20 protein-coding genes are annotated in these 23,352 nt (G+C 63.4%); 10 read left to right on the forward strand and 10 right to left on the reverse strand.

Translation table 11 applies throughout. The annotated features are described in order from the left end of the window. Positions 1-48: 48 nt before the first annotated feature. Together AC0L14_RS05260 and AC0L14_RS05265 are read right to left on the reverse strand one after the other, a co-directional pair. Entirely contained in the window at positions 49-300 is a 252-nt protein-coding gene (locus AC0L14_RS05260) for a hypothetical protein (RefSeq protein WP_473748821.1), read from the reverse strand. 19 nt (positions 301-319) lie between these two features. Continuing rightward, positions 320-583 (reverse strand): hypothetical protein, encoded by a 264-nt coding sequence (locus AC0L14_RS05265; protein WP_023798910.1) that lies wholly within the window; start codon positions 581-583, stop codon positions 320-322. A gap of 184 nt (positions 584-767) precedes the next feature. Between AC0L14_RS05265 and AC0L14_RS05270 the strand changes: the two genes are divergently transcribed. After that, entirely contained in the window at positions 768-1,181 is a 414-nt protein-coding gene (locus AC0L14_RS05270; protein ID WP_473748822.1) for a hypothetical protein, read from the forward strand. Between the two features lie 47 nt (positions 1,182-1,228). Here the strand turns inward: AC0L14_RS05270 and AC0L14_RS05275 are convergent, their stop codons facing one another. Continuing rightward, positions 1,229-3,718 carry a mechanosensitive ion channel domain-containing protein gene (locus tag AC0L14_RS05275; protein ID WP_473748823.1) on the reverse strand — a complete coding sequence of 830 codons (2,490 nt, stop codon included), beginning with the start codon at positions 3,716-3,718 and terminating at the stop codon, positions 1,229-1,231. A 218-nt stretch (positions 3,719-3,936) separates the two neighbouring features. Between AC0L14_RS05275 and AC0L14_RS05280 the strand changes: the two genes are divergently transcribed. The 4 genes from AC0L14_RS05280 (at position 3,937) to AC0L14_RS05295 (ending at position 9,166) form a co-directional block, all read left to right on the forward strand. After that, positions 3,937-5,196 (forward strand): sarcosine oxidase subunit beta, encoded by a 1,260-nt coding sequence (locus AC0L14_RS05280; protein WP_473486610.1) that lies wholly within the window; start codon positions 3,937-3,939, stop codon positions 5,194-5,196. An 88-nt stretch (positions 5,197-5,284) separates the two neighbouring features. Beyond that, positions 5,285-5,581: a sarcosine oxidase subunit delta gene (locus tag AC0L14_RS05285; RefSeq protein ID WP_473486611.1), complete on the forward strand. Its 297-nt coding sequence runs from the start codon at positions 5,285-5,287 to the stop codon at positions 5,579-5,581. Further along, complete coding sequence (locus AC0L14_RS05290) at positions 5,578-8,571, forward strand: sarcosine oxidase subunit alpha (protein ID WP_473748824.1); 2,994 nt, start codon at positions 5,578-5,580, stop codon at positions 8,569-8,571. Before AC0L14_RS05285 ends, AC0L14_RS05290 begins: the two co-directional genes overlap by 4 nt. Beyond that, entirely contained in the window at positions 8,564-9,166 is a 603-nt protein-coding gene (locus AC0L14_RS05295; protein WP_473748825.1) for a sarcosine oxidase subunit gamma, read from the forward strand. The genes AC0L14_RS05290 and AC0L14_RS05295 overlap by 8 nt, the downstream gene beginning before the upstream one ends. Before the next feature lie 24 nt (positions 9,167-9,190). Here AC0L14_RS05295 and AC0L14_RS05300 read toward each other — a convergent pair whose 3' ends face one another. After that, complete coding sequence (locus tag AC0L14_RS05300; RefSeq protein ID WP_473549472.1) at positions 9,191-9,895, reverse strand: nitroreductase; 705 nt, start codon at positions 9,893-9,895, stop codon at positions 9,191-9,193. 298 nt (positions 9,896-10,193) lie between these two features. On the opposite strand from AC0L14_RS05300, the gene AC0L14_RS05305 reads away from it, so the two are divergent. From AC0L14_RS05305 to AC0L14_RS05325, 5 genes are read left to right on the forward strand one after another with little or no spacing between them, the layout of a single operon-like run. After that, a complete protein-coding gene (locus AC0L14_RS05305; protein WP_473486615.1) occupies positions 10,194-10,787 on the forward strand; it encodes a helix-turn-helix domain-containing protein in 594 nt (197 codons plus the stop codon). 16 nt (positions 10,788-10,803) lie between these two features. Then, positions 10,804-13,257, forward strand: a complete 2,454-nt coding sequence (locus AC0L14_RS05310) for a GcvT family protein (protein WP_473748826.1) — start codon at positions 10,804-10,806, stop codon at positions 13,255-13,257. After that, entirely contained in the window at positions 13,254-14,153 is a 900-nt protein-coding gene (locus tag AC0L14_RS05315; protein ID WP_473748827.1) for a homocysteine S-methyltransferase family protein, read from the forward strand. The genes AC0L14_RS05310 and AC0L14_RS05315 overlap by 4 nt, the downstream gene beginning before the upstream one ends. Beyond that, positions 14,153-15,334, forward strand: a complete 1,182-nt coding sequence (locus AC0L14_RS05320; protein WP_473486618.1) for a pyridoxal phosphate-dependent aminotransferase — start codon at positions 14,153-14,155, stop codon at positions 15,332-15,334. Before AC0L14_RS05315 ends, AC0L14_RS05320 begins: the two co-directional genes overlap by 1 nt. Continuing rightward, positions 15,331-17,805 (forward strand): GcvT family protein, encoded by a 2,475-nt coding sequence (locus AC0L14_RS05325; RefSeq protein ID WP_473748828.1) that lies wholly within the window; start codon positions 15,331-15,333, stop codon positions 17,803-17,805. The genes AC0L14_RS05320 and AC0L14_RS05325 overlap by 4 nt, the downstream gene beginning before the upstream one ends. Before the next feature lies 1 nt (position 17,806). On the opposite strand, the gene AC0L14_RS05330 is transcribed toward AC0L14_RS05325, so the two are convergent. The 6 genes from AC0L14_RS05330 to AC0L14_RS05355 are packed head-to-tail and all read right to left on the reverse strand — an operon-like array spanning position 17,807 to position 23,349. Further along, on the reverse strand, positions 17,807-18,394 hold the full coding sequence (locus AC0L14_RS05330) for an NAD(P)H-dependent oxidoreductase (RefSeq protein WP_473748829.1): 588 nt from the start codon (positions 18,392-18,394) through the stop codon (positions 17,807-17,809). Then, positions 18,394-18,975 carry an NAD(P)H-dependent oxidoreductase gene (locus AC0L14_RS05335; RefSeq protein ID WP_473486621.1) on the reverse strand — a complete coding sequence of 194 codons (582 nt, stop codon included), beginning with the start codon at positions 18,973-18,975 and terminating at the stop codon, positions 18,394-18,396. Before AC0L14_RS05335 ends, AC0L14_RS05330 begins: the two co-directional genes overlap by 1 nt. Further along, positions 18,975-20,372, reverse strand: a complete 1,398-nt coding sequence (locus AC0L14_RS05340; protein ID WP_473486634.1) for an FAD-binding oxidoreductase — start codon at positions 20,370-20,372, stop codon at positions 18,975-18,977. The genes AC0L14_RS05335 and AC0L14_RS05340 overlap by 1 nt, the downstream gene beginning before the upstream one ends. Next, complete coding sequence (locus AC0L14_RS05345; protein WP_473486622.1) at positions 20,372-21,679, reverse strand: cytosine deaminase; 1,308 nt, start codon at positions 21,677-21,679, stop codon at positions 20,372-20,374. Before AC0L14_RS05345 ends, AC0L14_RS05340 begins: the two co-directional genes overlap by 1 nt. 1 nt (position 21,680) lies before the next feature. Beyond that, positions 21,681-22,532 (reverse strand): ABC transporter permease, encoded by an 852-nt coding sequence (locus AC0L14_RS05350; RefSeq protein WP_473748830.1) that lies wholly within the window; start codon positions 22,530-22,532, stop codon positions 21,681-21,683. Further along, positions 22,519-23,349 (reverse strand): ABC transporter ATP-binding protein, encoded by an 831-nt coding sequence (locus tag AC0L14_RS05355; protein ID WP_473486624.1) that lies wholly within the window; start codon positions 23,347-23,349, stop codon positions 22,519-22,521. The genes AC0L14_RS05350 and AC0L14_RS05355 overlap by 14 nt, the downstream gene beginning before the upstream one ends. Positions 23,350-23,352 lie beyond the last annotated feature (3 nt).

Raw genomic sequence — 23,352 nt, forward strand, 5'->3', positions numbered from 1 at the left:
ATCAGCTGCTTCAAGGGAAAATGATGCGCGCCAGGCTGGAGGCGGAACTCATGATCCATTTTTTGGAACGACGTGCAACACTGCGGGGCGACGCCCTTTGATGCTCGCCCACAGCGCCTTGAAGGGACCGGCGAGCAGCAGGAACGGTGGGATCAGATTGGGAAAGTAGATGCGGGTGTCGTGGGCCAGCACCCCGAGCACCAATGCCGTAAACAGGACGCCGGGCGGAGCGGGAATCGTTAAGTTTCGATGATCCGAAACCATAAAAGGCCGGGCAACTGCCCGGCCTTCGAAAGACAAGTCGTCGTTTGATTATGCGTTACTTGATACGGGCGACGCCGCCTGAGATTTCGATCGTTTCCGAACCGGTCAGCGCCTCGAGGTCGCCATTCGGCATGGTAACGAAACAGCCGGTCGGGCAGAATTCCGCGGTTTCGCCGGCGGCCAGCGCCAGCTCCGTCTTGCCACCGCCTTCGGTCACGACGAGTGTGCGGGTCTCGGCGTCCTTGTTGGTCGCGCTGGCGGCGAAGGCTGAACCGCCCACGGCAAGAAAAGCAATGGCGGCGACGAGAGACTTCCACATTTGCAATATCGGTGTTTCCACCGCCTCTGTTGCATTTCGCAAGGCATTCTCGCCCTTTGCATGTGAGCTTATATGAGATGCAAGCTGAACAGCAACTGAATGCCGCATTCATGCCGCAATTGGTTTTCGGAACGTTCAGCCGAAGCGCCGTGTCGTTCCACAGCAGTGTTGGGAATTGAAATAGATGAATGGCAAAAAGCCTTATCCATACCCGCCGCACACCAATCGTGAACTGGAGATGATGCTTGCTGGGGCCAAGCCCTTAGCGATGTTCGCCCACGAGCGCGTGGACGGCTTTGAAAAATCCGATGCATTGGCCTCGCCACCCATGTTGCAAATGGAACGCTGTCCGAGCATCTCCGAACTTTCGAAGCAAAAGGACCGGGAGGAACCCGGCTCAACATCGACTATTATTTCTACGCCCGCGAGGGCGAAGCATGGAGAGTGGAAGCCTTTTCGCTGCTTCTCGAGCTTCTACACCGCGGCGCCTGGTGCCCGCAGTTGGAATGGCTATCGGGAAAGCTCCTCGGATACACTGACGAGCAGAACCGGCATCACCTCTCAAGAACCTATCCGTCAGATCAACTCGAGCACATAAACTTCTAGGGTGATCCGCCATCCACGCTTTTGCTTGGATCTCAGCCTTCAATCGGGATCCGGCTTGCGGGTCTTGCGCCCGGATCTAGCCAGGCGTTTCGTCTCGGCCACAGCTTCAGCCGCCGCGCGTTCCTGCTCGGCGAATTCGGCCTCGATCTGATCGTCATCGATCGGCCATGCCTCATGCTTCTTGGCCTCGACGACGGCGCGCGGCGCCGATGGAATTTCGATATGCTGGTCGGCGAACTCATCGAGGACGGCAAACCGGATATCGTTCTGTACGATGTTGCCGTTCATCACGTCGGCCAGGAACACACGGATTTCGAATTCGAGAGCGGCCGGCCCGAAATTGGTGAACAGCACGAAGGGTTCCGGATTTTTCAGCACCAGCGGATGGCCGCGCGCAATCTCCAACAGCACAGCATGGGCCTGCTTGACGTCGCTGCCGTAGGCGACGCCGACCTTGATGTCTATGCGCCCGAGCTTGTTGCGGTGCGTCCAATTGCCGACGGCATTGTTGATCAGGTTTGAATTGGGCAGGATCACCGACTGGCGCTGGAACGTCTCGATCTCGGTAGCGCGCACGCTGATCTTCTTGACCGTGCCGCTGATCTCACCGGCGACGATCCAGTCGCCGACCTTGAACGGCCGCTCGGCCAAAAGGATCAGACCGGAGACGAAGTTGGAGACGACATTTTGCAGGCCAAAGCCGATACCGAGTGACAGGGCGCCCGCGACAAGCGCCAGGTTGGAGAGATCGATGCCCGCCGCCGACACGCCGACGAGCGCTGCGAGCGCCACGCCCGCATAGCCGACCGCCAGCCGGATTGAGTTTCGCACGCCGGTATCGACTTTGCCGCGCGCCATCACCGAGCCATCGAGCCAGCCCTGGAACCAGCGCGTCAGGAAATAGCCGATGATGAAGACAACGATGCCGGTCAGGATGCCGGTCACCGAGATCGTCACCGAGCCGATGGTGAGGCCCGTCGCCAGCTTGTAGGCCCAGGCCTCGATGTCGCCGGGCTGGAAGCCCCACATCAACAGGATCAGCGGCAGGAACACCAGCACGATCATCAGGTTGATGGCGACGCTGACGACCAGGCCGAGCTGGTCGAGCGCGGACTCCTCGTAACTGGAATTGGTCGATAGCCAGCGCCCGATCGACGTGTTGGCAAAGCCGCCTTCCTCGCTGATCGCCCGCGCCGACAGGAAGCCGATATAGGCGGTGACCAGAATGGTTCCGGTGACCACGACCTGCAGCGAGACGAAAATGGCAAGGCCGATATAGCCGAGCAGCGCCGTGGCAATGGTGAAAAGGCCGAGCGCGACAGCGGTGTAGCGCAGCCACGCCGGCCAGGGACGCCAGCTTCCGTCGGCGGCCTTGAACGGTTTCAGCAGCCCCATCAGGATCAGGATGACGCCGACGATAACGGTGCCGACAAAACTTCTGGCGATGGTCAGCGACAGCGGCGAGCCCATCTTGTCGTTGACGACCGACAGGAAATTGTTGACGCCGATCACCACCGCCATGGCGGTCGTCAGCCGCACCAGCCAGCGGGCCGGACCCGATTCAACGGGTATCAGCCGCCAGTTCGGCAGCCGCGGTTCCAGCGCCGCATTGGTCAGCCGGTTGACGCAGAACACCACCGCGATGACCGAAACCAGCGCATTCAGGAAAACGCCAATGTCGCCGCGCAACACGTTGTAGTAGTTGAAAAAGAACACCGTCGAGACCAGAAAGACGCCAACCGCCAGCGTCGGCAGCAATGTCGACCAGAACGCCACCGACAGCCGGCTGAGATAGGAGGGATCTTCGACGGAAGGGTCAGCTTCGAAGACACGCCCGAACAGGCGCCGCCCACCGACAAAAAGTACCGCCGCCAGGGAAAGTGCCGTCAAGGTCGCGGCCAGCACGGCCTGGAACTTGAACTTGAAGGCGAAGGTCAGCCACGATGACACCGCCTTGTAGAAGCCGGTAAATTCACCGTTCGCATCGGAAATGACCTCAGGGCTCAGAGCGTCGGACAGCACGTAGCGCTTGGTGAGCAGATTGCGAAACAGCTCGCTGCGCATATTGGCGATCTTGGCGATGAGGCCGCTGATGCGGATCGACAGGTTTTGCGCCGCGGCGATGACAGCATTGATCTCGGCCTTTTCGGACGCCAGCGCCTGGCGTTCGCTGGTCACGATGTCGGGTTCTGGCGGCTGGCCCGCGGCCGGAGGCGCCCCGATCTGATCGAGCCTCGCGTTGATCTCCGAAAGGCGCGGGCGGAAGGCAAGCGCGCTGTTCAGCGCACCTCGCGACATTTCCTCGAGCTGCAGGCGGATATCGACAAGACTGGCGTCGTCGTCACCGTCCTCCTGGATTTTCTTTTCGAGATTGTCGGTCCTCGTCGTCAGGTCCTGCAGGATTTTCTGCTGGTCGGCGACTACTCCGGAGACAGCCTGGTCAAGCCCCTGCGCCGCCGCATCAAGCGACAGCGGCGCCGAGGCGACGATCGCCAGGACCAGAACGAAGCGGAGCAGTCGGAAAAGCATGATCGGTTGGCGACTCACAGGCGGCAAGGTGTTCTAAAGCTCGTCCTTGATAAAGACGCTCATACCAGGGAGCAAGCCGTCCCGCTCTGCTCGTCGATCTCGGCGTCGGCCAGTCGAAAAGCGATGGCGCAATATTGGCTTTGCGGCAGCGGCCTGCTCTATAGTGTGCCGCATCGCCCAAAACGGATGACAAAAAGCCAGAACGGATAACAAAAAGAATGGCGGAATATTCGGCCTTCTCGCTTCTCAAAAACGCGCTGACCGGCAACAAGGACTGGAAACCGGCCTGGCGCAAGCCGGACCCGAAGGCGTCCTATGACGTGATCGTCATCGGCGGCGGCGGCCATGGCCTGTCGACCGCCTACTATCTGGCCAAGGAGCACGGCATCACCAATGTCGCGGTGCTGGAAAAGGGCTGGCTCGGCTCCGGCAATGTCGGCCGCAACACGACGGCCGTGCGCTCCAACTATCTGCTGCCGGCCAACACGCGCTTCTACGAACATTCGATGAAGCTGTGGGAGAACCTCTCGCACGACCTCAACTACAACGTCATGTTCTCGCAGCGCGGCTGCCTCAACCTCGCGCACACGCCTGCCCAGCTCGACGATTTTGCCCGCCGCGGCAACGCCATGCGCCATCTCGGCGTCGACGCCGAACTGATGACCACGGCCGAGATCGCACGCCTGGTTCCGGCGCTGGACGTCTCCGCCACGGCGCGCTTCCCAATCGTCGGCGGCCTGATGCAGCGGCGCGCCGGCACCGCCCGCCACGATGCCGTCGCCTGGGGCTATGCGCGCGGCGCCGACCGTCGCGGCGTCGACATCATCGAGAATTGCGAGGTCACCGGCTTCCTGCGCGACGGCGACCGCATATCAGGCGTCTCGACGTCGCGCGGAGAGATCCGCGCCAGGAAGGTGGCGGTCGCGGTGGCCGGCAGCACCGGGCAAGTCATGCGGCTCGCCGGCATCGATACGATGCCGATCGAGAGCCATGTGCTGCAGGCCTTCGTGACGGAATCGCTGAAGCCGTTCATCAACACGGTCCTGACTTTCGGCATGGGCCATTTCTATATGTCGCAGTCGGACAAGGGCGGCCTTGTCTATGGCGGCGATCTCGACGGCTACAACAGCTACGCCCAGCGCGGCAGTTTGCCTGTTGTCGACGAGGTGATGAGCGAGATGCTGGCGCTGTTTCCGGCTCTCGCCCGCGTTCGCATGCTGCGCTCCTGGGGCGGCGTCTGCGACATGTCGATGGACGGCTCGCCGATCATCACCATCGGCCCGCTGCCGGGCATGTATCTCAACTGCGGCTGGTGCTACGGCGGCTTCAAGGCGACGCCGGCCTCCGGCTGGTGCTTTGCCTGGACCATCGCCAAGGATGAACCGCACGACATCAATGCGCCGTTCACGCTCGATCGCTTCCATCGGGGCCTGGTGATCGACGACAAGGGCCAGGGCCCGACGCCGCGGCTGCATTAGACCATGATCCCGAACCGAAGGTCAGCGTAGCAAAAAGTGGAAACCGGTTTTCGGCCAAGACCATGGTCAAACGAGAAGATACAATCGCATGCTGATTACCTGCCCCTATTGCGGCCCGCGCGACGTCATCGAATTCACCTATCAGGGTGACGGCAACCGCGAGCGCCCTCAGCCTGGCTCGCAGAACCTCGATGCCTGGAACGCCTATGTCTACGACAGGTTGAACCCGGCGGGCGACCACAACGAGATCTGGCAGCATTCCGGCGGTTGTCGCGCCCATCTCAGGGTTGTGCGCAACACGCTGACGCACGAGATCTCCAGCGTCGCCTTCACGCGCGGCGACCACAAGTCAGCTGCTCGGCACAAGGCGGAGGGCAAGACATGAGCCCGCGCCGCACCGATGCCGGTGGCCGGATCGACCGGCTGCGGACCATCCGGTTCACCTTCGACGGCACGCCCTACACCGGCCATGCCGGCGACACGCTTGCCTCAGCGCTGCTGGCCAACGGCGTCACCCTGTTCGGGCGCTCGTTCAAATATCACCGCCCGCGCGGCGTGCTGACATCAGGCGTCGAGGAGCCGAACGCCCTGGTGACGGTATTGCGGGACGAGGTTCGCGAGCCCAACATCGCCGCGACCATGGTCGAGATCTATGACGGGCTGACCGCTGTCAGCCAGAACCGCTTTCCATCGCTGGCCTGGGATGTCAGCGCCGCCAACCAGCTCGGCGGCAGGCTTCTGTCCGCCGGCTTCTATTACAAGACCTTCATGGGACCCGCGATCGGCCCGCTGAAGAGCACGCGTTTCTGGATGTTCTGCGAGCATTTCATCCGTCGCGCCGCCGGTCTCGGCCGCGCCGGGACCGCTGCCGACACGGCACGTTATGAGCGCATGAACGCCTTCTGCGATGTGCTGGTGGTCGGTTCCGGTCCGGCCGGACTGATGGCCGCCAGGGCAGCCGCCGATCAGGGCGCGCGCGTCATCCTCAGCGAGCTCGAACCGCGCTTCGGCGGTTCGGCCAACTGGTCGGGCGAGACGATCGACGGGATGCCCGGGGCGGACTGGGCAGCGCGAGCCGCTGGCCAGCTCGAAGCCTATGACAATGTCCGCCTGCTGCCGCGCACCACGGTCTGGGGCTATTACGACGGCAACGTGCTCGCCGCGCTCGAACGGGTTACCGACCACAAGGAGAGGCCCGGCAAGGGCGAGCCGCGCCATCGCTACTGGATCATTCGCGCCAAGTCGGTGGTCCTGGCCACCGGCTCCTTCGAGCGGCCGCTGGTGTTTCCGGGCAACGACCGGCCAGGCGTGATGCTGGCCCAAGCCGCCGAGCGCTATGCCAACGAGTACGGCGTGCTGCCGGGCCACAGGATCGCGCTCTTCACCAACAATGACAGCGCCTATCGCTCCGCCCTGGCGCTGAAGAAGGCCGGTGCGGCGATTGTCGCCATCGTCGACGTGCGGCCGGAGCTTTCGAGCGAGATGCGCGAGCTCGCCGATGAAGCGGAAGCCAAAATCCTTTCCGGTCACGCCGTGGTCGCCACCGAAGGCGGCAAGGCGCTGTCCGGCATCAAGGTGCAGCGCTTCGACATGGTCAACGGCGCGCTTGCCGGCGAGGCGCGCAGCATTCAAGCCGACTGCCTGCTGATGTCGGGCGGCTGGTCGCCGACCATCCATCTGGCCAGCCAGGCCGGCGCCAAGGCGGAATGGAATGCCGCCCGACAGGCCTTCCTGCCACCGAAGCCAACACAGCAGTGGATTGGCGCCGGCGCCTTCACCGGCAGCTTTTCCACCGCCGAGGCAATCGCCGAAGGCCGCGCCGCCGGCCTATCCGCGGCGGGTGGAACGGGTACGCCAGCGGCCTTGCCGGTCGTCGAAGCCGCACCTGGCGATCCCGATCCGGCGCCGGTGTTCGAGATCAGGGCCGATGGAAAAAGCTTCGTCGATTTCCAGCACGATGTGACCGCGGAGGATGTGCGGCTTGCGCATCGCGAAGGCTTCATCTCGGTCGAGCATCTGAAGCGTTACACCACGCTCGGCATGGCGACCGACCAGGGCAAGAGCTCCAACATACCCGGCCTAGCCATCATGGCCGAAGCGTTGGGCAAGCCGATTCCCGAAGTCGGTACGACCCGTTTTCGTCCGCCCTTTTCGGCCGTGTCGATCGGCTCGCTGGCCGCCGAACGGTTCGGCGACCTGAGGCCCGAGCGGCTGACGCCGATGCATGACTGGCACGTCGCCAATGGCGCAACCATGTATTCGGCCGGCCTCTGGTATCGCCCGATGATCTACGGGCTTTCAGGCGAGACGATCGAGCAGGCCTATGTGCGCGAAGCCAGGGCGACGCGCGAGAGCGCCGGCATCGTCGACGTCTCGACACTGGGCAAGATCGCCGTGCAAGGCCCGGACGCCGCGGAATTCCTCGACAGGGTTTACACCAACATGTTCTCGACATTGGCCGTCGGCAAGGCCCGCTACGGGCTGATGCTGCGCGAGGACGGCCTCGCCTTCGACGACGGCACGACGTGGCGGATCGGCGAACAGGACTTCCTGATGACCACCACCACCGCCAATGCCGGCAAGGTGATGCAGCATCTGGAGTATTTCCTCGACGTCATCTGGCCGGAGCTGAAGGTCCATGTCACCTCGGTGACCGACGAATGGGCGGGTGCGGCGATCGGCGGGCCAAAGGCGCGAGCCATTCTTGCTGCTTGCGTCACCGGCACTGCCGTCGACAATGCCGCACTGCCCTTCATGGGCATCGTGCACGGCAAGATATCGGGTGTGCCGGTGATGATCTGCCGGCTTTCCTTCTCCGGCGAAATGGCGTTCGAAGTTTACTCCGGCGCCGGCTACGGCACCCATGTCTGGGAAGCGTTGATCGAAGCCGGCAAGCCGTTCGGACTGGTGACTTACGGGCTTGAGGCGCTGGGCACGATGCGCATCGAAAAAGGCCACGTCACCGGCGCCGAGATCGACGGCCGCACCACGGCGCGCGACCTGCATCTCGACTGGATGCTGTCCAGGAAAAAGCCCTTCATCGGCTCGGCGATGATGGATCGCGAGGGCCTGATCGCGCCCGGCCGTCTGGAACTCGTCGGCCTGGTTTCGCTGGACAACCAGCCGCTCAACGGCGGCGCGCACATCGTCGAGGCGCTTGACGAAGCCAATCCGCACGATTCCATCGGCCACATCACAGCTTGCTGTTATTCGCCGGCGCTCGGCAGGTACATCGCGCTCGGTTTGGTCAAGGACGGCAAGGCGCGGCGCGGCACGCGCGCCCATATCTCCGATCCCTTGCGCAACCGGTTCGGCCCGGTCGAGATCGTCTCCAACCACTTCTTTGATCCGGACGGGAGCCGCATGCATGGTTGAGCGCCAATCACCGATTGAGTTGGCACCGCTTGAGCCGGAACTGCGCACCGGCTCGCACGGCGATTTCGAACACGGCGTCGATGTCATCCTCTCCGAAACCAGGCCGGGGACGATCCTGCAGCTCGCTGCCTGGCCGGGCCAGGAGAAGGAGTTGATATCAGGTATCCGCACTGTTACCGGCCTCGCTCTGCCCGATGGCGCCGGCGCCGGCAGCACCGACGGCGTGAGGTCGGTGTTCGGCTTTGCGCCGGGAAAATTCACTGTCGTCGATGAGGCCGAAGGCCTGGCATCGGCCTTTGCCAATGTCGTCACCCCGGCGATCGGCACGGTGACCGACCTGTCGCATGGCCGCACCGCGATCCGCATCGCCGGACCGAAGGCCGAATGGGTGCTGGCGAAATTCTTCGCCATCGACTTCGCGCTGCCGGCCTTCCCGGTCGGTGCCGGCCGCTCGACCATGCATCATGACGTCTTCGCGCAGATCCAGCGCACCGGCGCCGACCAGTTCGACATCTATGTATTCCGCTCGTTTGCGCGCTCGTTCTGGAAGGCGCTCTGCCATGCCAGCGAGGAAGTCGGTTACGAGGTACAGTAGACCGAGAACGGCGTATCGTCACCCTCACTTGGCGAACGTCACCCACTCTTCCAGCGGCGCGCGGTCGGTGCGGAACTCGTTTTCGGGCTTGGACGTGTCCTCATGGCCGAGCGCCATGCCGCAGACGACGATCTCCTCGTCGGGAATGTTGAGCACCGGCCTGATCTGCTTGTGATAGGGTGCAAAGGCGGCCTGCGGGCAGGTGTGCAGGCCCCTGCCCCGTGCCGCCACCATGATGTTCTGCAGGAACATGCCGTAGTCGATCCACGATCCCTTGTTCAGCCGCCGGTCGACGGTGAAGATCATGCCGACCGGCGCATCGAAGAAGACGAAGTTGCGGTCGTGCTGCGCGCGCATCCTGTCCACCTCGCGTCGGCCGATGCCGAGCACGCCGTAGAGGCCGAAGCCGTTGGCCCGCCGCCGGGTGAGATAGGGTTCGAAGAACTGGTCGGGATAGTAGCGATACTCGTCCCACTCGGCCTTTTCGGCGCGGATGCCGGAGTTGAGGATGGCGTCAGTGATCTGCTGCTTGACCTCGCCTTTGGTGACGTAGACCCGCCAGGGCTGCATGTTGGTGCCCGAAGGTGCACGCGCGGCAACAGAGAGAATGGCGCGGATCGTCTCGTCATCGACCATGTCGGGCAGGAAGGCACGCACCGAACGGCGCGAGGTTATCGCCTCGTCGACGATCGCCGCATCCTTGGCAATTCGGGTGTTGTTTTCCAGCATGGGCCGTCCTTAGCGCATGACCCCGGAAACCGGAAATCGGTTTCCGGAAAAGATCATGCGCAGTCTAGAAATGATAGAGCGTCCTTTGCGCGTCCAATTGGACGCGCGGCGCTCTATCGTGGGTCTCAACCGGACGCCCCTCAACTCGCCGTTCGTAGCCGAGCCCTTTGCCTGAACCGTCAAAATGGCGCAAGTAAATCTTGGGGCTTCATGAAAATACTATTGATTTTTTCACGAACTTGACTTCTCATGAAATTCGCCCCGTATTTTTCACCAAAAGGGCTTTTCACCAAGAGAAATGGCTTTGCCCTCAACCGCCATCAGATCGGAGCAGGAAAACCGCGAACGGCTGCTGGCCGGCGATATCAGGGCGCTGCGCCGGGCGCGCGGGCTGACGCTTGCCGAGATTGGCCTGAAGCTCGGCCGCTCCGTCGGCTGGGTCAGTCAGGTCGAGCGCGGTCTGTCGATCCCATCGCTTAGCGATCTCAGAGCCTTCGCCGAATTGTTCGGCGTGCCGGTCAGCCTGTTCTTCAGCCACGACGTGCCCGTCGAGAACGAGCGCGGCGTGGTCGTGCGCGCCGGCAGCCGCCGCACGCTTGGTACAAGCGATTCCGGCCTGGTGGAGGAGCTTCTGTCGCCCGATCTCGGCGGTAGCTTCGAGATGCTGCGTTCGGTCTTCGCGCCGGGTGCTGAACTGAAGACCGAGGCGCGCCGGCCGACGGAGGAAGCCGGGTATGTCGCTTCCGGCAGCTTCGACATCGAGATATCAGGCGTCTGGCACCGGCTTGGTGAGGGTGACTCCTTTCGCTTCGACGGCAAGCCGTTCCGCTGGCGCAATCCTGGAGCGGAGCCGGCGGTAGTCATCTGGGTGGTTTCGCCACCCGTCTATTGAAGGTTTGGAGAAGAATATGGCCGGTTTGCCGACCACGGCACGTGTGGTGATCATCGGAGGCGGTGTCGTCGGTGCCTCCTCGCTCTACCATCTCGCCAAGGCGGGCTGGACTGATTGCGTGCTCTTGGAAAAGAACGAGCTCACCTCCGGCTCGACCTGGCATGCGGCCGGCAACGTGCCGACCTTCTCCTCGTCATGGTCGCTGATGAACATGCAGCGCTATTCGACCGAGCTTTATCGTGGGCTGGCCGACAAAGTCGGCTATCCCATGAACTATCACGTCACCGGCTCGCTCAGGCTGGCCCATACGGCCGAGCGCATGCAGGAGTTCCAGCGTGCCAAGGGCATGGGCCGCTATCAGGGCATGGACATCGACGTGGTCGGGCTCGACGAGATCAAGCGCCGCTACCCGTTCATCGAAACGCATGAGCTGAAGGGCGCGCTCTACGATCCGAACGACGGCGACATCGACCCGGCGCAGCTGACCCAGGCGCTGGCCAAGGGCGCTCGCGACATGGGCGCGACGATCATCCGTTTCTGTCCGGTCATCGGCGTGCGCCGCGAGAAGGACGAGTGGGTGGTCGAGACCGCGCAGGGCGAGGTCCGCTGCGAGATCGTCGTCAACGCCGCCGGCTACCGCGCGGCTGAAGTCGGCAAGATGTTCGGCCGCGACGTACCGATGATGGTGATGAGCCATCAATATATCCTGTTCGAGGAAATCCCCGAATTGGCCGCATGGTCGAAGGAGCAAGGCAAGAAACTGCCGCTGCTGCGCGACGTCGACACCTCCTACTATCTCCGCCAGGAAAAGAACGGGATGAATCTCGGCCCCTATGAGCGCAATTGCCGTGCGCATTGGGTCGGCCATAACGACCCGATGCCCGATGATTTTTCGTTCCAGCTGTTTCCCGACGATCTCGACCGGCTGGAGGACTATCTGGCCGATGCCGTCGCCCGCGTGCCGATCCTCGGCACCGCCGGCCTGTCCAAGGTCATCAACGGCCCGATCCCCTACGCGCCGGACGGCAACCCGCTGATCGGGCCGATGCCCGGCGTGCCGAACGCCTTCGAAGCCTGCGTGTTCACCTTCGGCATCGCCCAGGGCGGCGGCGCCGGCAAGGTGCTGGCCGAATGGGTGACTGAGGGCCAGACCGAATGGGACATGTGGTCCTGCGATCCGCGCCGCTTCACCAGCTTTGCCTCGGCCCCGGATTACTGCGTCGCCAAGGGCATGGAGATCTACGGCAACGAATACGCCATCCAGTTCCCGCGTCATGCCTGGCCGGCTGGGCGCGACCGCAAGCTGTCGCCGATCCACGATCGCATCAAGGCGCTCGGCGCCCGCTTCGACGCCTATAATGGCTGGGAGCGCGCCACTTGGTACGCGCAGGCCGGCGACGACGTCTCGGAAGCCGCGACGCTGACCTTCCGCCGCGATGGGCCCTGGCAGCACCGCATCCGCGAAGAATGCCTCGCCGTGTGCGACGCCGCCGGCATTTTGGATCTGCCTGGTTTTTCCCGCTTCAAACTCGACGGTCCGGGCGCTGCCGAATGGTTGAGCCAACAGGTTACCGGGCTGGTGCCGAAACCGGGCCGCATCGGCCTCGTTTATTTCGCCGACGACAAGGGCCGCATCGTCACCGAAATGTCAGTGGTGCGGCACGACGAGAATTTGATGACGCTGATCACCGCCGCGGTGGCGCAGTGGCATGATTTCGAGTGGCTGAAATCCCGCATGCCGAAGGACGCTTCCTTCAAGCTGATCGATCGGACGGAGGTATACGCCACGCAGGTCCTCGCCGGTCCCAACGCGCGAAAAATCCTCGCCGATGTCTGCGCCGCCGACCTTGCTCTGCCCTGGCTGACGCACCAGGAGACGACAATCGCCGGCCGTTGGGCAAGGCTTATGCGTGTGTCCTTCGCCGGCGAACTCGGCTGGGAAATCCACACCAAGGTCGACGACACCGCCGCCATCTTCGACGCCGTCTGGGCGGCTGGCCAGAAGAATGGCCTGAAGCCGTTCGGCATGTACGCGCTGGATTCGCTGCGGCTCGAAAAAGGCTACCGCGCCTGGAAAGGCGACCTGTCGACCGACTATTCGATCCTGCAGGGCGGGTTGGAGCGTTTCGTGAAATGGGACAAGCCGGAATTCCGCGGCAAGGCGGCACTGCAGAACGAGAAGCAGCAGGGCGTCAAGAAGCGTTTCGTCGCGCTGGTCGTCGAAAACCCCGGCGACTGCGATGCGCCCTATATGTCGACTCTGTGGCATGACGGCCGGATCGTCGGCGAGACGACGTCCGGCGGCTGGGGTCATCGCATCGACAAATCGATCGCGCTCGGCATGCTGCGCGCCGATCTTACTGAGCCGGGAACCGCGGTCGAGGTCGAAATCTTCGGCGAGCGCTTCAGGGCAATCGTGCAGAAGGACGAACCGCTGTGGGATCCAACGAACGAGAGGTTGCGCGCGTGAAGACTGTCATTCTCACCGATGGCGGCATGGGCCAGGAACTGGTACGCCGCAGCAGCTCCGAACCCACCCCGCTATGGTCGGTCAGGGTGCTGATCGACGAACCGGACCTGGTGCGCGACCTGCATGCGGAGTTCATCCGGGCCGGTGCCCGCGTCGTCACCATCAACACCTATTCCGCGACGCCCGAGCGGCTGGCGCGGGAGGGCGCGGAAGAGCTGTTCAAGCCGCTGCAGAAGCGCGGCATAGAACTGGCAAGGCAAGCTCGCGACCAGGCCGGCGATGCGGCCATCGCCGGCTGCCTGTCGCCGCTGTTCGGCAGCTATGCACCGGCACTGACGATCTCCTTCCAGGATACGCTCGACATCTACCGCCGCATCGTTGCCGAGCAGGCTGACGGCGTCGATCTGTTCCTGTGCGAGACCATGGCGTCGGCCGAGGAGGCGCGCGCCGCTGTCACCGCGGCTTCGGAAAGCGGCAAGCCGGTGTGGGTGTCGTGGACGCTTGCCGATCACGGCACGCCGCGCCTGCGCAGCGGCGAAGCCATAGCGGCTGCGTCGAGCGCTCTCGACGGGCTGCCGGTCGCAGCTAGACTGATCAATTGCTGCCGGCCCGAAGCGATCGCTGCAGCGCTGCCCGAACTGATAGGCCTCGGCGGTCCGGTTGGCGCCTATGCCAACGGCTTCACCTCGATTGATGCGCTCAAGCATGGCGGCACCGTGGAGGTGCTGCACGCCCGCCACGACCTCGATCCGCATGCCTATGCCGGCCAGGCGATCGGCTGGGTCGAGGCCGGCGCCAACATCGTCGGCGGCTGCTGCGAAGTCGGACCGCCCCATATCGCCGCCCTGCGCGACCGGCTCGAACAGGCCGGCTACGAAATTTCGGGAGTAGCATAATGCCCAGACCATCATCGCGCATTTCCGGCATCGTACCTTCCGGCAAGGACGGCTGGGAGGTTCATTCCGCCGCCTGGGCGCGCAAGCAGGCCGGCGAGGACATCATCATGCTGTCGGTCGGCGACCATGATTTCGACACGCCGGCGCAGACGATCGAAGCCTGCGTGACCGCGGTTCGCGCCAGCAACCACCACTATACCCCGCTTGCCGGCATTCCGCGCCTGCGCAAGGCAATGGCGGCCGCCTCGACCGCCTGCACCGGCATTGTGACCGACTCCGATCAGGTCATCGCCACGCCAGGCGGACAAGCAGCGCTGTATGCGGCGGTGCAGGCCGTTCTCGACCAGGGCGACCATGCCATCGTGGTCGCGCCCTATTACGCGACCTACCCCAACACGTTCAGTGCAGCGGGCGCCGATTTCACGGTGGTCGAGACGCCCGCCGAGGATGGTTTTCAGCCGCGAGAAGCCGACATTCGCGCGGCGCTTCGGCCGAACACGCGCGCCATCCTCATCAACACGCCGAACAACCCGACGGGTGCTGTCTATTCGCGCCAGCGGCTTGAAGAGCTGGCGCAGATCTGCCGGGAATATGACCTCTGGCTGCTGTCGGACGAGGTCTATTGGACGCTGGGCGGTGGCGAGCACATCTCGCCGCGTTCGTTGCCCGGCATGGCGGATCGCACGCTGGTCATCAATTCCATGTCGAAGAGCCACGGCATGACCGGCTGGCGCATGGGCTGGCTGACCGGGCCCGAAGAGATGATCTCGCTGCTGACCAGCCTCAATCTGGTGACGACCTACGGCCTGCCGGCCTTCATCAGCCTCGCTTGCGCCGAGGCGCTGGAAAACGGCCACGGCGTCAAGGAAATTGCCGAACGCTATGCTGCAAGGCGCACCATCGTCCTCGATGCCATGCGCGGCATGAACAACGTCACCGTGCGCGGCTCCGAAGGCGGCATGTATGTCATGCTCGACATCTCGGCTCTCGAGCCGGACGACGAGAAATTCGCCTGGGCTCTCCTCGACAAGAAAAAGGTCGGCGTGATGCCGGGCTCAAGCTTCGGCGAGGCGGCCGCCGGCCATATTCGCGTCAGCCTCTGCCAGCCCGAGGCGGTGCTTTTGGAAGCAGCCACTCGCTTGCGCCGCTTTGCTTCCAGCTATCGCCGTGAGGCTGCATGAGCGCCCTGCCCCCCAAAACCATTCCGACCAAAGTCATCCCTACGAAAGCAAGGGCCGTCATCATCGGCGGCGGTGTCTCGGGCTGCTCGGTCGCCTACCATCTGGCCAAGCTCGGCTGGACCGACATCGTGCTGCTCGAACGAAAGCAGCTGACATCGGGCACGACATGGCACGCCGCCGGCCTGATCGGCCAGTTGCGCGGCTCGCAGAACATGACGCGGCTGGCGAAATATTCGGCCGATCTCTACATCAAGCTGGAAGCCGAAACCGATGTCGGCACCGGCATGCGCCAGGTCGGCTCGATCACCGTGGCGCTGACCGAGGAGCGCAAGCACGAGATTTATAGGCAGGCGTCTCTCGCCCGCGCCTTCGATGTCGACGTGCGCGAGATTTCGCCTGGTGAAGTCAAGGAGATGTATCCGCATCTCAACATTTCCGATGTAGTCGGCGCCGTGCATCTACCGCTCGACGGCCAATGCGACCCAGCCAATATCGCCATGGCGCTGGCCAAGGGTGCGCGTCAGCGCGGTGCGACGATCGTGGAAAATGTGAAGGTCACGAAAGTCCATACCAGGGATGATCGCGTCACCGGCGTTTCCTGGACGCAGGGCGACGAGCAAGGCATGATCGAAGCCGATGTCGTCGTCAATTGCGCAGGCATGTGGGCGCGCGAGCTCGGGCGCCAGAACGGCGTCACCATCCCGCTGCATGCCTGCGAGCACTTTTACCTCGTCACCGAACCGATCCCCGGCCTGGCCCGCCTGCCGGTGCTGCGCGTGCCGGACGAATGCGCCTACTACAAGGAAGACGCCGGCAAGATGATGCTCGGTGCCTTCGAGCCGGTGGCCAAGCCCTGGGGCATGGACGGCATAAGCGAAGATTTCTGCTTCGACCAGTTGCCCGAGGATTTCGGGCATTTCGAGCCGATCCTCGAAATGGGCGTCAACCGCATGCCGATGCTGGCCAGCGCCGGCATCCACACCTTCTTCAACGGTCCCGAGAGTTTTACCCCCGACGACCGCTACTATCTTGGCGAGGCGCCGGAGCTTTCCGGCTACTGGATGGCGACCGGCTACAATTCGATCGGCATCGTCTCCTCCGGTGGCTCCGGCATGGCCCTGGCGCAATGGATCAACGACGGCGAGGCACCCTTCGACCTGTGGGAGGTCGATATCCGCCGCGTCCAGCCGTTCCAGAAGAACCGCCGTTATCTGAAGGAGCGCGTCTCCGAGACGCTCGGCCTGCTCTACGCCGACCATTTCCCGTACCGTCAGATGGCGACCTCGCGGAACATCAGGCGCTCGCCACTGCACGAACATCTGAAGGCGCGCGGCGCGGTGTTCGGCGAAGTCGCCGGCTGGGAGCGCGCCAACTGGTATGCTAGGCCCGGCCAGGAGCGCGAGTACCGCTATTCCTGGAAACGGCAGAACTGGTTCGACAACCAGCGCGACGAACATCTGGCGGTCCGGAACGGTGTCGGGCTGTTCGACATGACCTCCTTCGGCAAGATCCGTGTCGAGGGCCGCGATGCCTGCGCCTTCCTGCAAAAGCTTTGCGCCAATGACATGGACGTGGCGCCGGGCAAGATCGTCTACACCCAGATGCTCAACCAGCGCGGCGGCATCGAGAGCGACCTCACCGTCTCGCGCCTGTCGGAAACCGCCTTCTTCCTCGTCGTGCCCGGCGCGACGCTGCAGCGCGATCTCGCGTGGCTAAAAAAACACCTCTCCGATGAATTCGTCGTGATCACTGATGTGACCGCTGCCGAAGCCGTGCTCTGCCTGATGGGTCCGGATGCGAGGAAGCTGATTCAAAAGCTGAGCCCGAACGATTTCTCCAACGAAACCAATCCATTCGGAACGTTTCAGGAGATAGAAATCGGCATGGGGCTGGCCCGTGCCCATCGTGTGACCTATGTCGGCGAACTGGGTTGGGAGCTTTATGTCTCGACCGATCAGGCAGCCCACGTGTTCGAGGCGATCGAGGAGGCCGGCGCCGATGTCGGCCTGAAACTCTGCGGCCTGCACACGCTGGATTCCTGCCGCATCGAAAAGGCGTTCCGGCATTTCGGCCACGACATCACCGACGAGGACAATGTGCTGGAGGCAGGCCTCGGCTTCGCAGTGAAGACCGCCAAGGGCGATTTTCTTGGCCGCGATGCCGTGCTGAGGAAGAAGGAAACCGGATTGAACCGGCGGCTGGTGCAGTTCCGCCTGAAAGACACGCAACCGCTGCTCTTCCACAACGAAGCGATCCTGCGCGACGGCAAGATTGTCGGCCCGGTCACCTCGGGCAACTACGGCCATCATATCGGCGGCGCTATCGGCCTAGGCTACGTGCCGTGCCAAGGCGAGAGTGAGGCGGATGTGCTGTCGTCGTCCTACGCGATCGAAATCGCAGGCGAGCGCTTCGCCGCCGAGGCATCGCTGAAGCCGATGTATGATCCGAAGTCGGAACGGGTGCGGATGTAGCTCAAAACCGCTCCAGCTTCGTTCGCACTTTCTCCACAAACGCCGCCCTCGTCTTCGGTGTCGATGAGTCCATCAGGTAGTGCGCCAGAAAGAACGTCCTGCAGCGGGTGGCGCAGAGCGCCCGCATGCCGCGCAGGATTGTCTTGCGTCCCGGCTGGCCGACGACGACGCTCCACCAGGTCGGTGCGCCGCAGGTCGTGATCACCCCTATCTTCGTCACATGCCTCATCAGCGACTGGATCCGCCCATTGCCGGCCGGCAGCCGGAAGGCGACGTCGGTCGCCCAGACCCGGTCGAGCCAGCCCTTCAGCATTGCCGGCAGCCCATACCACCATGTCGGATAGATGAAGAGGATTGCCTGGGCCCAACTGAGATTTTCGATATGCCGCTTAAGCGCCGGATCCTGCGGGGCGTGCTCATTGTAGGAGCGTCGCTCGCCGCAGCCCATGACCGGATCGAAATTCTCCGCATAGAGGTCGAGCAGCCGCACCTCCCAGCCCCTCGCCTTCAGCACCTCGATGGCACTATCCCGGATCGAGGCGCAAAAGCTTTCGGGCACAGGATGGCAGTAAACCACCAGGACCCGCATCAGAACGCTTCCATGCTGGCCGCGACCTTCGCTGTGAATCTCTTCCGCGTTTCATCGGTCGACAGGTTCATCGAATAATGTGCGAGATAGGACACGGAGGCACCTGGCTTGACCGCGGCGCGCAACACACGCTTGACCAGCTTGCGCGGCGGGTCGCCCATCAGCATGGCGTGGAACTGGCTGCCGCCATAGGTGGTGACCGCCGCCAGCTTGCGGATGTTGTGCAGCGACGGCTGTACCTTGCCATTGACCAGCTTGAACGAGACGCCAGGCAGGAAGACGCGGTCGAAAAAGCCTTTCAGGATCGCCGGATAGCCGAAGTTCCACACCGGAAACGACAGCACCAGCGCCTCTGCCCGCAGCAGGCGCTCGACATAGGGCGCTGCCGGATCACCGGCGCCGCGCTCGTCGTGATAGCCGAGCCGCTCGGCCCGCGTCAGCCGCGGATCGAAATTCTCGGCATAGAGATCGCAGTCGTCGACCGCGTGGCCGGCGACCGTCAGCCGCTCGACGATCACCTTGTGCAAACCGGCATTGAAGCTGGTCTCGACCGGATCGGCGTAGAGAACGAGGATGTTCATCACCCCGCCTTCTGCAACCCCTTGAACAGGAACGACTTGCCCGAGCGATAGTCGTAGTCCGGGTTTTCCCAGGCGATCATCTTGCCCGGATTGAGCAGCCCTTGCGGGTCTGTCTCGCGCTTGAAGGCGAGCTGCACCTCGTCCGTCTGCTTCATACCGCCCTCTTCCAGCGTGTAGCGGTGCGGATTGAAAACCCAGCAGCCATTGTCCTCGTGGATGCGGATGATCTCGTCGAGCCGCTCCGCCGTTGTGAAGCGCACCAACGGCAGCCCGGCCACGCCGATCGCGCCGTCGAAGCGGATGAATTCGAGATGTGTCGGCACTTCGTCGCCGAAGCGGTCGATCATCGCCTTGACGTAAGCGAGGTGATCCGGCGAAGGATAGCGGGTCTGCAGATAGGTAATATCAGGGTCGACCCTGATAGCGCGCAGCGTCGTGTGGTTCCAGGTCAGCTCATAGGCCGGCGGCAGGCCCTTGAGATCGGCCTCCTTGTCGGCGCGGAAGACGATGTCGCCCTTGCTGCGTCCCGTGAGGGCGACAAAGGCGTCCATCGCCTGCGGCGCGATCATGCAGACGACGATGCTTTGCTCGCGCCGGAAGAACCTTTGATGCCGCTTGAAATAGTCATAGGGGATCGGCGCGGCGATCGGCGTGATCAGCTTCGCCAGAATGCCGTCCTGGATGGCCAGGTCATTGCCGAAGCCGGCCGCATCCATGAAGTCGTCGAAGCCGACGATGACGTCGATCCAGTCGTAAGCAGCGGTCAGCGGCATCTCGACCTCGGTGATGATGCCATTGGTGCCGTAGGCGTGCATCACCTTCAGCACCTCCTCGCCGGTAAGGTCCATGATGCGAGGCTCCGCCTCCATCGTCACGGTCCGCAGCCGGATGACATTGCCGAGGTCGCGCAGGCCACCCCAGCGGATCGAGCCGACACCGCCCGAACCGCCGGCGACAAAGCCGCCTATGCTCGCCGTGTTGTAGGTCGATGGCGACATCCGCAGCTCCTGGCCGGAATGCGCGCGCGTCGCTCTGTCGATCTCGGCGAGGACCGCACCCGGTCCGGTCACGACGCGGCCGGGCGCGATCGTCTTGACTGCATTCATCTCGGCGAGATTGAGGACGACGCCGCCGGACAAAGGCATCGCCTGCCCGTAATTGCCGGTGCCGCTGCCGCGCGGCGTCACCGGAACGCCATGCCGGTGGCAAGCGGCAAGCACACGGATCACCTCGTCTTCCGTCATCGGTGTCACGATCATGTCGCCGGCGACATGGTCGAGCTGCAGCTTCAGCACCGGACTGTACCAGTAGAAGTCGCGGCTCTTCTGCTGGACGATCGCCGGATGGTCGTCGATCTTCAGACCGTCGAGATCGCGTTTCAGGGCAGCCAGGTCCATCATTCCACCATCAGATCATCGAGTTCGGCATAATCGGGCAAGCAGCGTTCGATGGCGCGACCCTCGCGTACGACGATGCGATCCGATTCGGGCCGCGACAGCAATTCCGTCCAGTTCCGTCCCCTAAAGACGACGAAGTCAGCAGCACCGCCGGCGGCGAGCGTGCCGAAGCCATCGAGCCGCATCACCTGGGCTGGTGTCGAAGTCACCGCTTGCGGCCAGTCGCCGACCGGGTGATCGAAATGCAGGATGCGCGTCGCCATGCGGTAGACCTCCAGCATATCGAGATCGCCATAGGCGTAGAACGGGTCTCGGGTGTTGTCGGAGGCGACGGCCACAGGAATCCCGCGCGCCTTCATCTCGTGCAGCAGCGTTATCCCGCGCCAGCGCGGCGTGGTCTTGTCGCCGCGCCGGTCCTGCAGATAGAGATTGCACATCGGCAGCGACACCACGGCAAGCCGCGCCTTCGCCACCTTGTCCAGCGTGTCGAGCACATCGAGATCGGGCTGGCGTGCCAGCGAGCAGCAATGGCCGACAAGGATGTTTCCCTCAAAACCGTTCCACAGGGCCGCCTCGGCGATCTTCTTCAGCGAGATCGCCGAAATATCATCGGTCTCGTCGGCGTGGAAATCGAGGTCGAGGCCATGCTTGATTGCCTGCGCGAACACCTGGTCGAGAAGCTCTTCCAGGTCCGGCAGCATATAGGTGACGACGCCGAGCACACCCTTGGCCGCAGCGACGCGTTTGGCCAGTCTCTCGAACCATTTCTTGTCGCGCACGCCTTCGATGCCGAGCAGGCAGGCCGCCTGCAGTTCGATGCGGCCACGCCATTTCTCCCGTATCGTCTCGAACACCGGCCAGGAGATCTCTTCCTGCGGCGCGACGCTGTCGAGATGGGTGCGCAGTGCCCTGGTGCCGTGCGCATAGGCGGAGCGCAGTGAAAAATCCATGCGGCGGGCGACGTCGTCGGCGCTCCAGCGGGCGACACGGTCGGCGCCGGTTGCGTTCAGCGCGCCCATGAATGTGCCGTCCGGATTGGGTTTTCGAGGCCAGATATGGCCCTTGTCGATGTGCGTGTGGCAGTCGACGAAGCACGGCATAACGATGCGTCCGCCGAGGTCGACGGCCTCTGCGGGTGTATTGGACTGGCGATGCGCGATAATGCTGGAAATCCTGCCGTCGGCGACGGCGATGTCGGCGAGCGCAAACCCATCGCTGTCATAGGCAGCGGAGAGTCCCGGCGTCAGGGACGCATGAAGCCGGGCGTTGGTGAGATGATAAGGACCAGAGGCCGGTATCTCCAACATTTCATCGCTCCTGCTTCAGCGCGCTCTCGTGCCAGCGCCGCAGGATCAGATGCGAGATCAGTGACAGCACCAGGAAGATCAGAATGCCGGTGAACGAGATCAGGATCAGCGCCGCGAACAGCCGCGGTGCGTTGAGCCGGTAGCCGGCCTCGATGATGCGCGAGGCAAGCCCAGACGACTGGCCGGTGGCCCCGGCGACGAACTCCGCCACCACCGCGCCTATCAGCGACAGGCCGCCGGCGATCTTCAGCCCGCCGAGGAAATACGGCATCGCTGCCGGCAGGCGCAGGTAGCGCAATTGCTGCCAGCGGGTTGCGCCGTTGAGCTTGAACATGTCGCGGAGGTTGCGGTCGACGGAGTTGAGGCCAAGCGTGGTGTTGGACAGGATCGGGAAAAAGGCGACGATCCAGGCACACAGCAGGAGCTTCGTCGTCTGGTTGTCGACATAGATATTGATCAGCGGGAAGATCGCGACGATCGGCGTCACCTGCAGGGCGATGGCAAACGGGAAGAACGACATCTCGACCCATTTCGATTGCGCAAACAGCACCGCCAGCCCGACCCCGCCGATGACGGCCAGAAGCAGGCTGAGGAAGGTGATCCTGAGCGTCACCAGCAGCGAGGAGAACAGCAGCCCGGCATCGTCAAACAGCGTTTGCAACACCACGCCGGGGCGCGGCAGGATATATTTCGGGATGCCATTCCAGACGCAGATACGGTCCCACAGCCAGATCGCCAGGATCATGATCGCCAGCGGCAGCACCCATCGGCCAATCCGCTCGAGCCGCTCCTGGCGCACGCGACGCGCCTCCTCGGGGTCGAGTGTCAGAGTTTGCTCTTCAATGGCCGTCATGATGGGGCCCGGCGGTTGAGTTGATGGCGCCGATCAGCACATCGGACGCTTGGCGGCAGAGCGCGGCATAATCGGGCGAGGTGCGGAAGGTTTCATTGCGCGGATAGGGCGCATCGATGGCAAGTTCCCTGAATACCCGGCCCGGTCGCGCTGCCATGACAACAACGCGATTGGAGAGGAAAACGCTTTCGAAGACGCTGTGGGTGACGAAGACGACGGTAAAACGCTCGTCCTGCCACAGTTCCAGGAGATCGTTGTTGAGCTTGAAGCGGGTGATCTCGTCGAGCGCCGCGAACGGCTCGTCCATCAGCAAAATACGCGGCTTGGTCACCATGGCGCGGGCGATCGAGACGCGCATCTTCATGCCGCCGGACAGTTCGCGCGGCACGGCATTCTCGAAGCCGGTCAGGTGAACCCGCGCCAGCATCTCCATCACCGCCGGCGCAGCCTTGGCTCGCGACACGCCCTTCAGGCGCAGCGGCAGCCAGACATTGTCGAAGACATCGGCCCAGGGCAGCAGCGTCGGCTCCTGGAAGACGAAGCCGATATTCGAGCGGTCGAAGGCGCTGCTGCCGCGCCAGTCGAGCAGGCCGGAGGTCGGCGTCGCCAGACCCGCAATGAGGCGCAAGGCCGTCGACTTGCCGCAGCCGGACGGGCCGAGAAGGCTGAGGAAATCGCCTTCCCTGATCGTCAGGTCGACGTCGCTGAGCGCTGTCACGCCGTTGGAAAAGACCTTGCCGACGCCGCGCAGCGCCAGCAGCATCGGACCTTTGCCCGATGCGCTTGCCGGCGCTTGCGCCACTTTCTCCTGCATCATGCC

The organism is Mesorhizobium sp. WSM4841, from assembly GCF_055811515.1.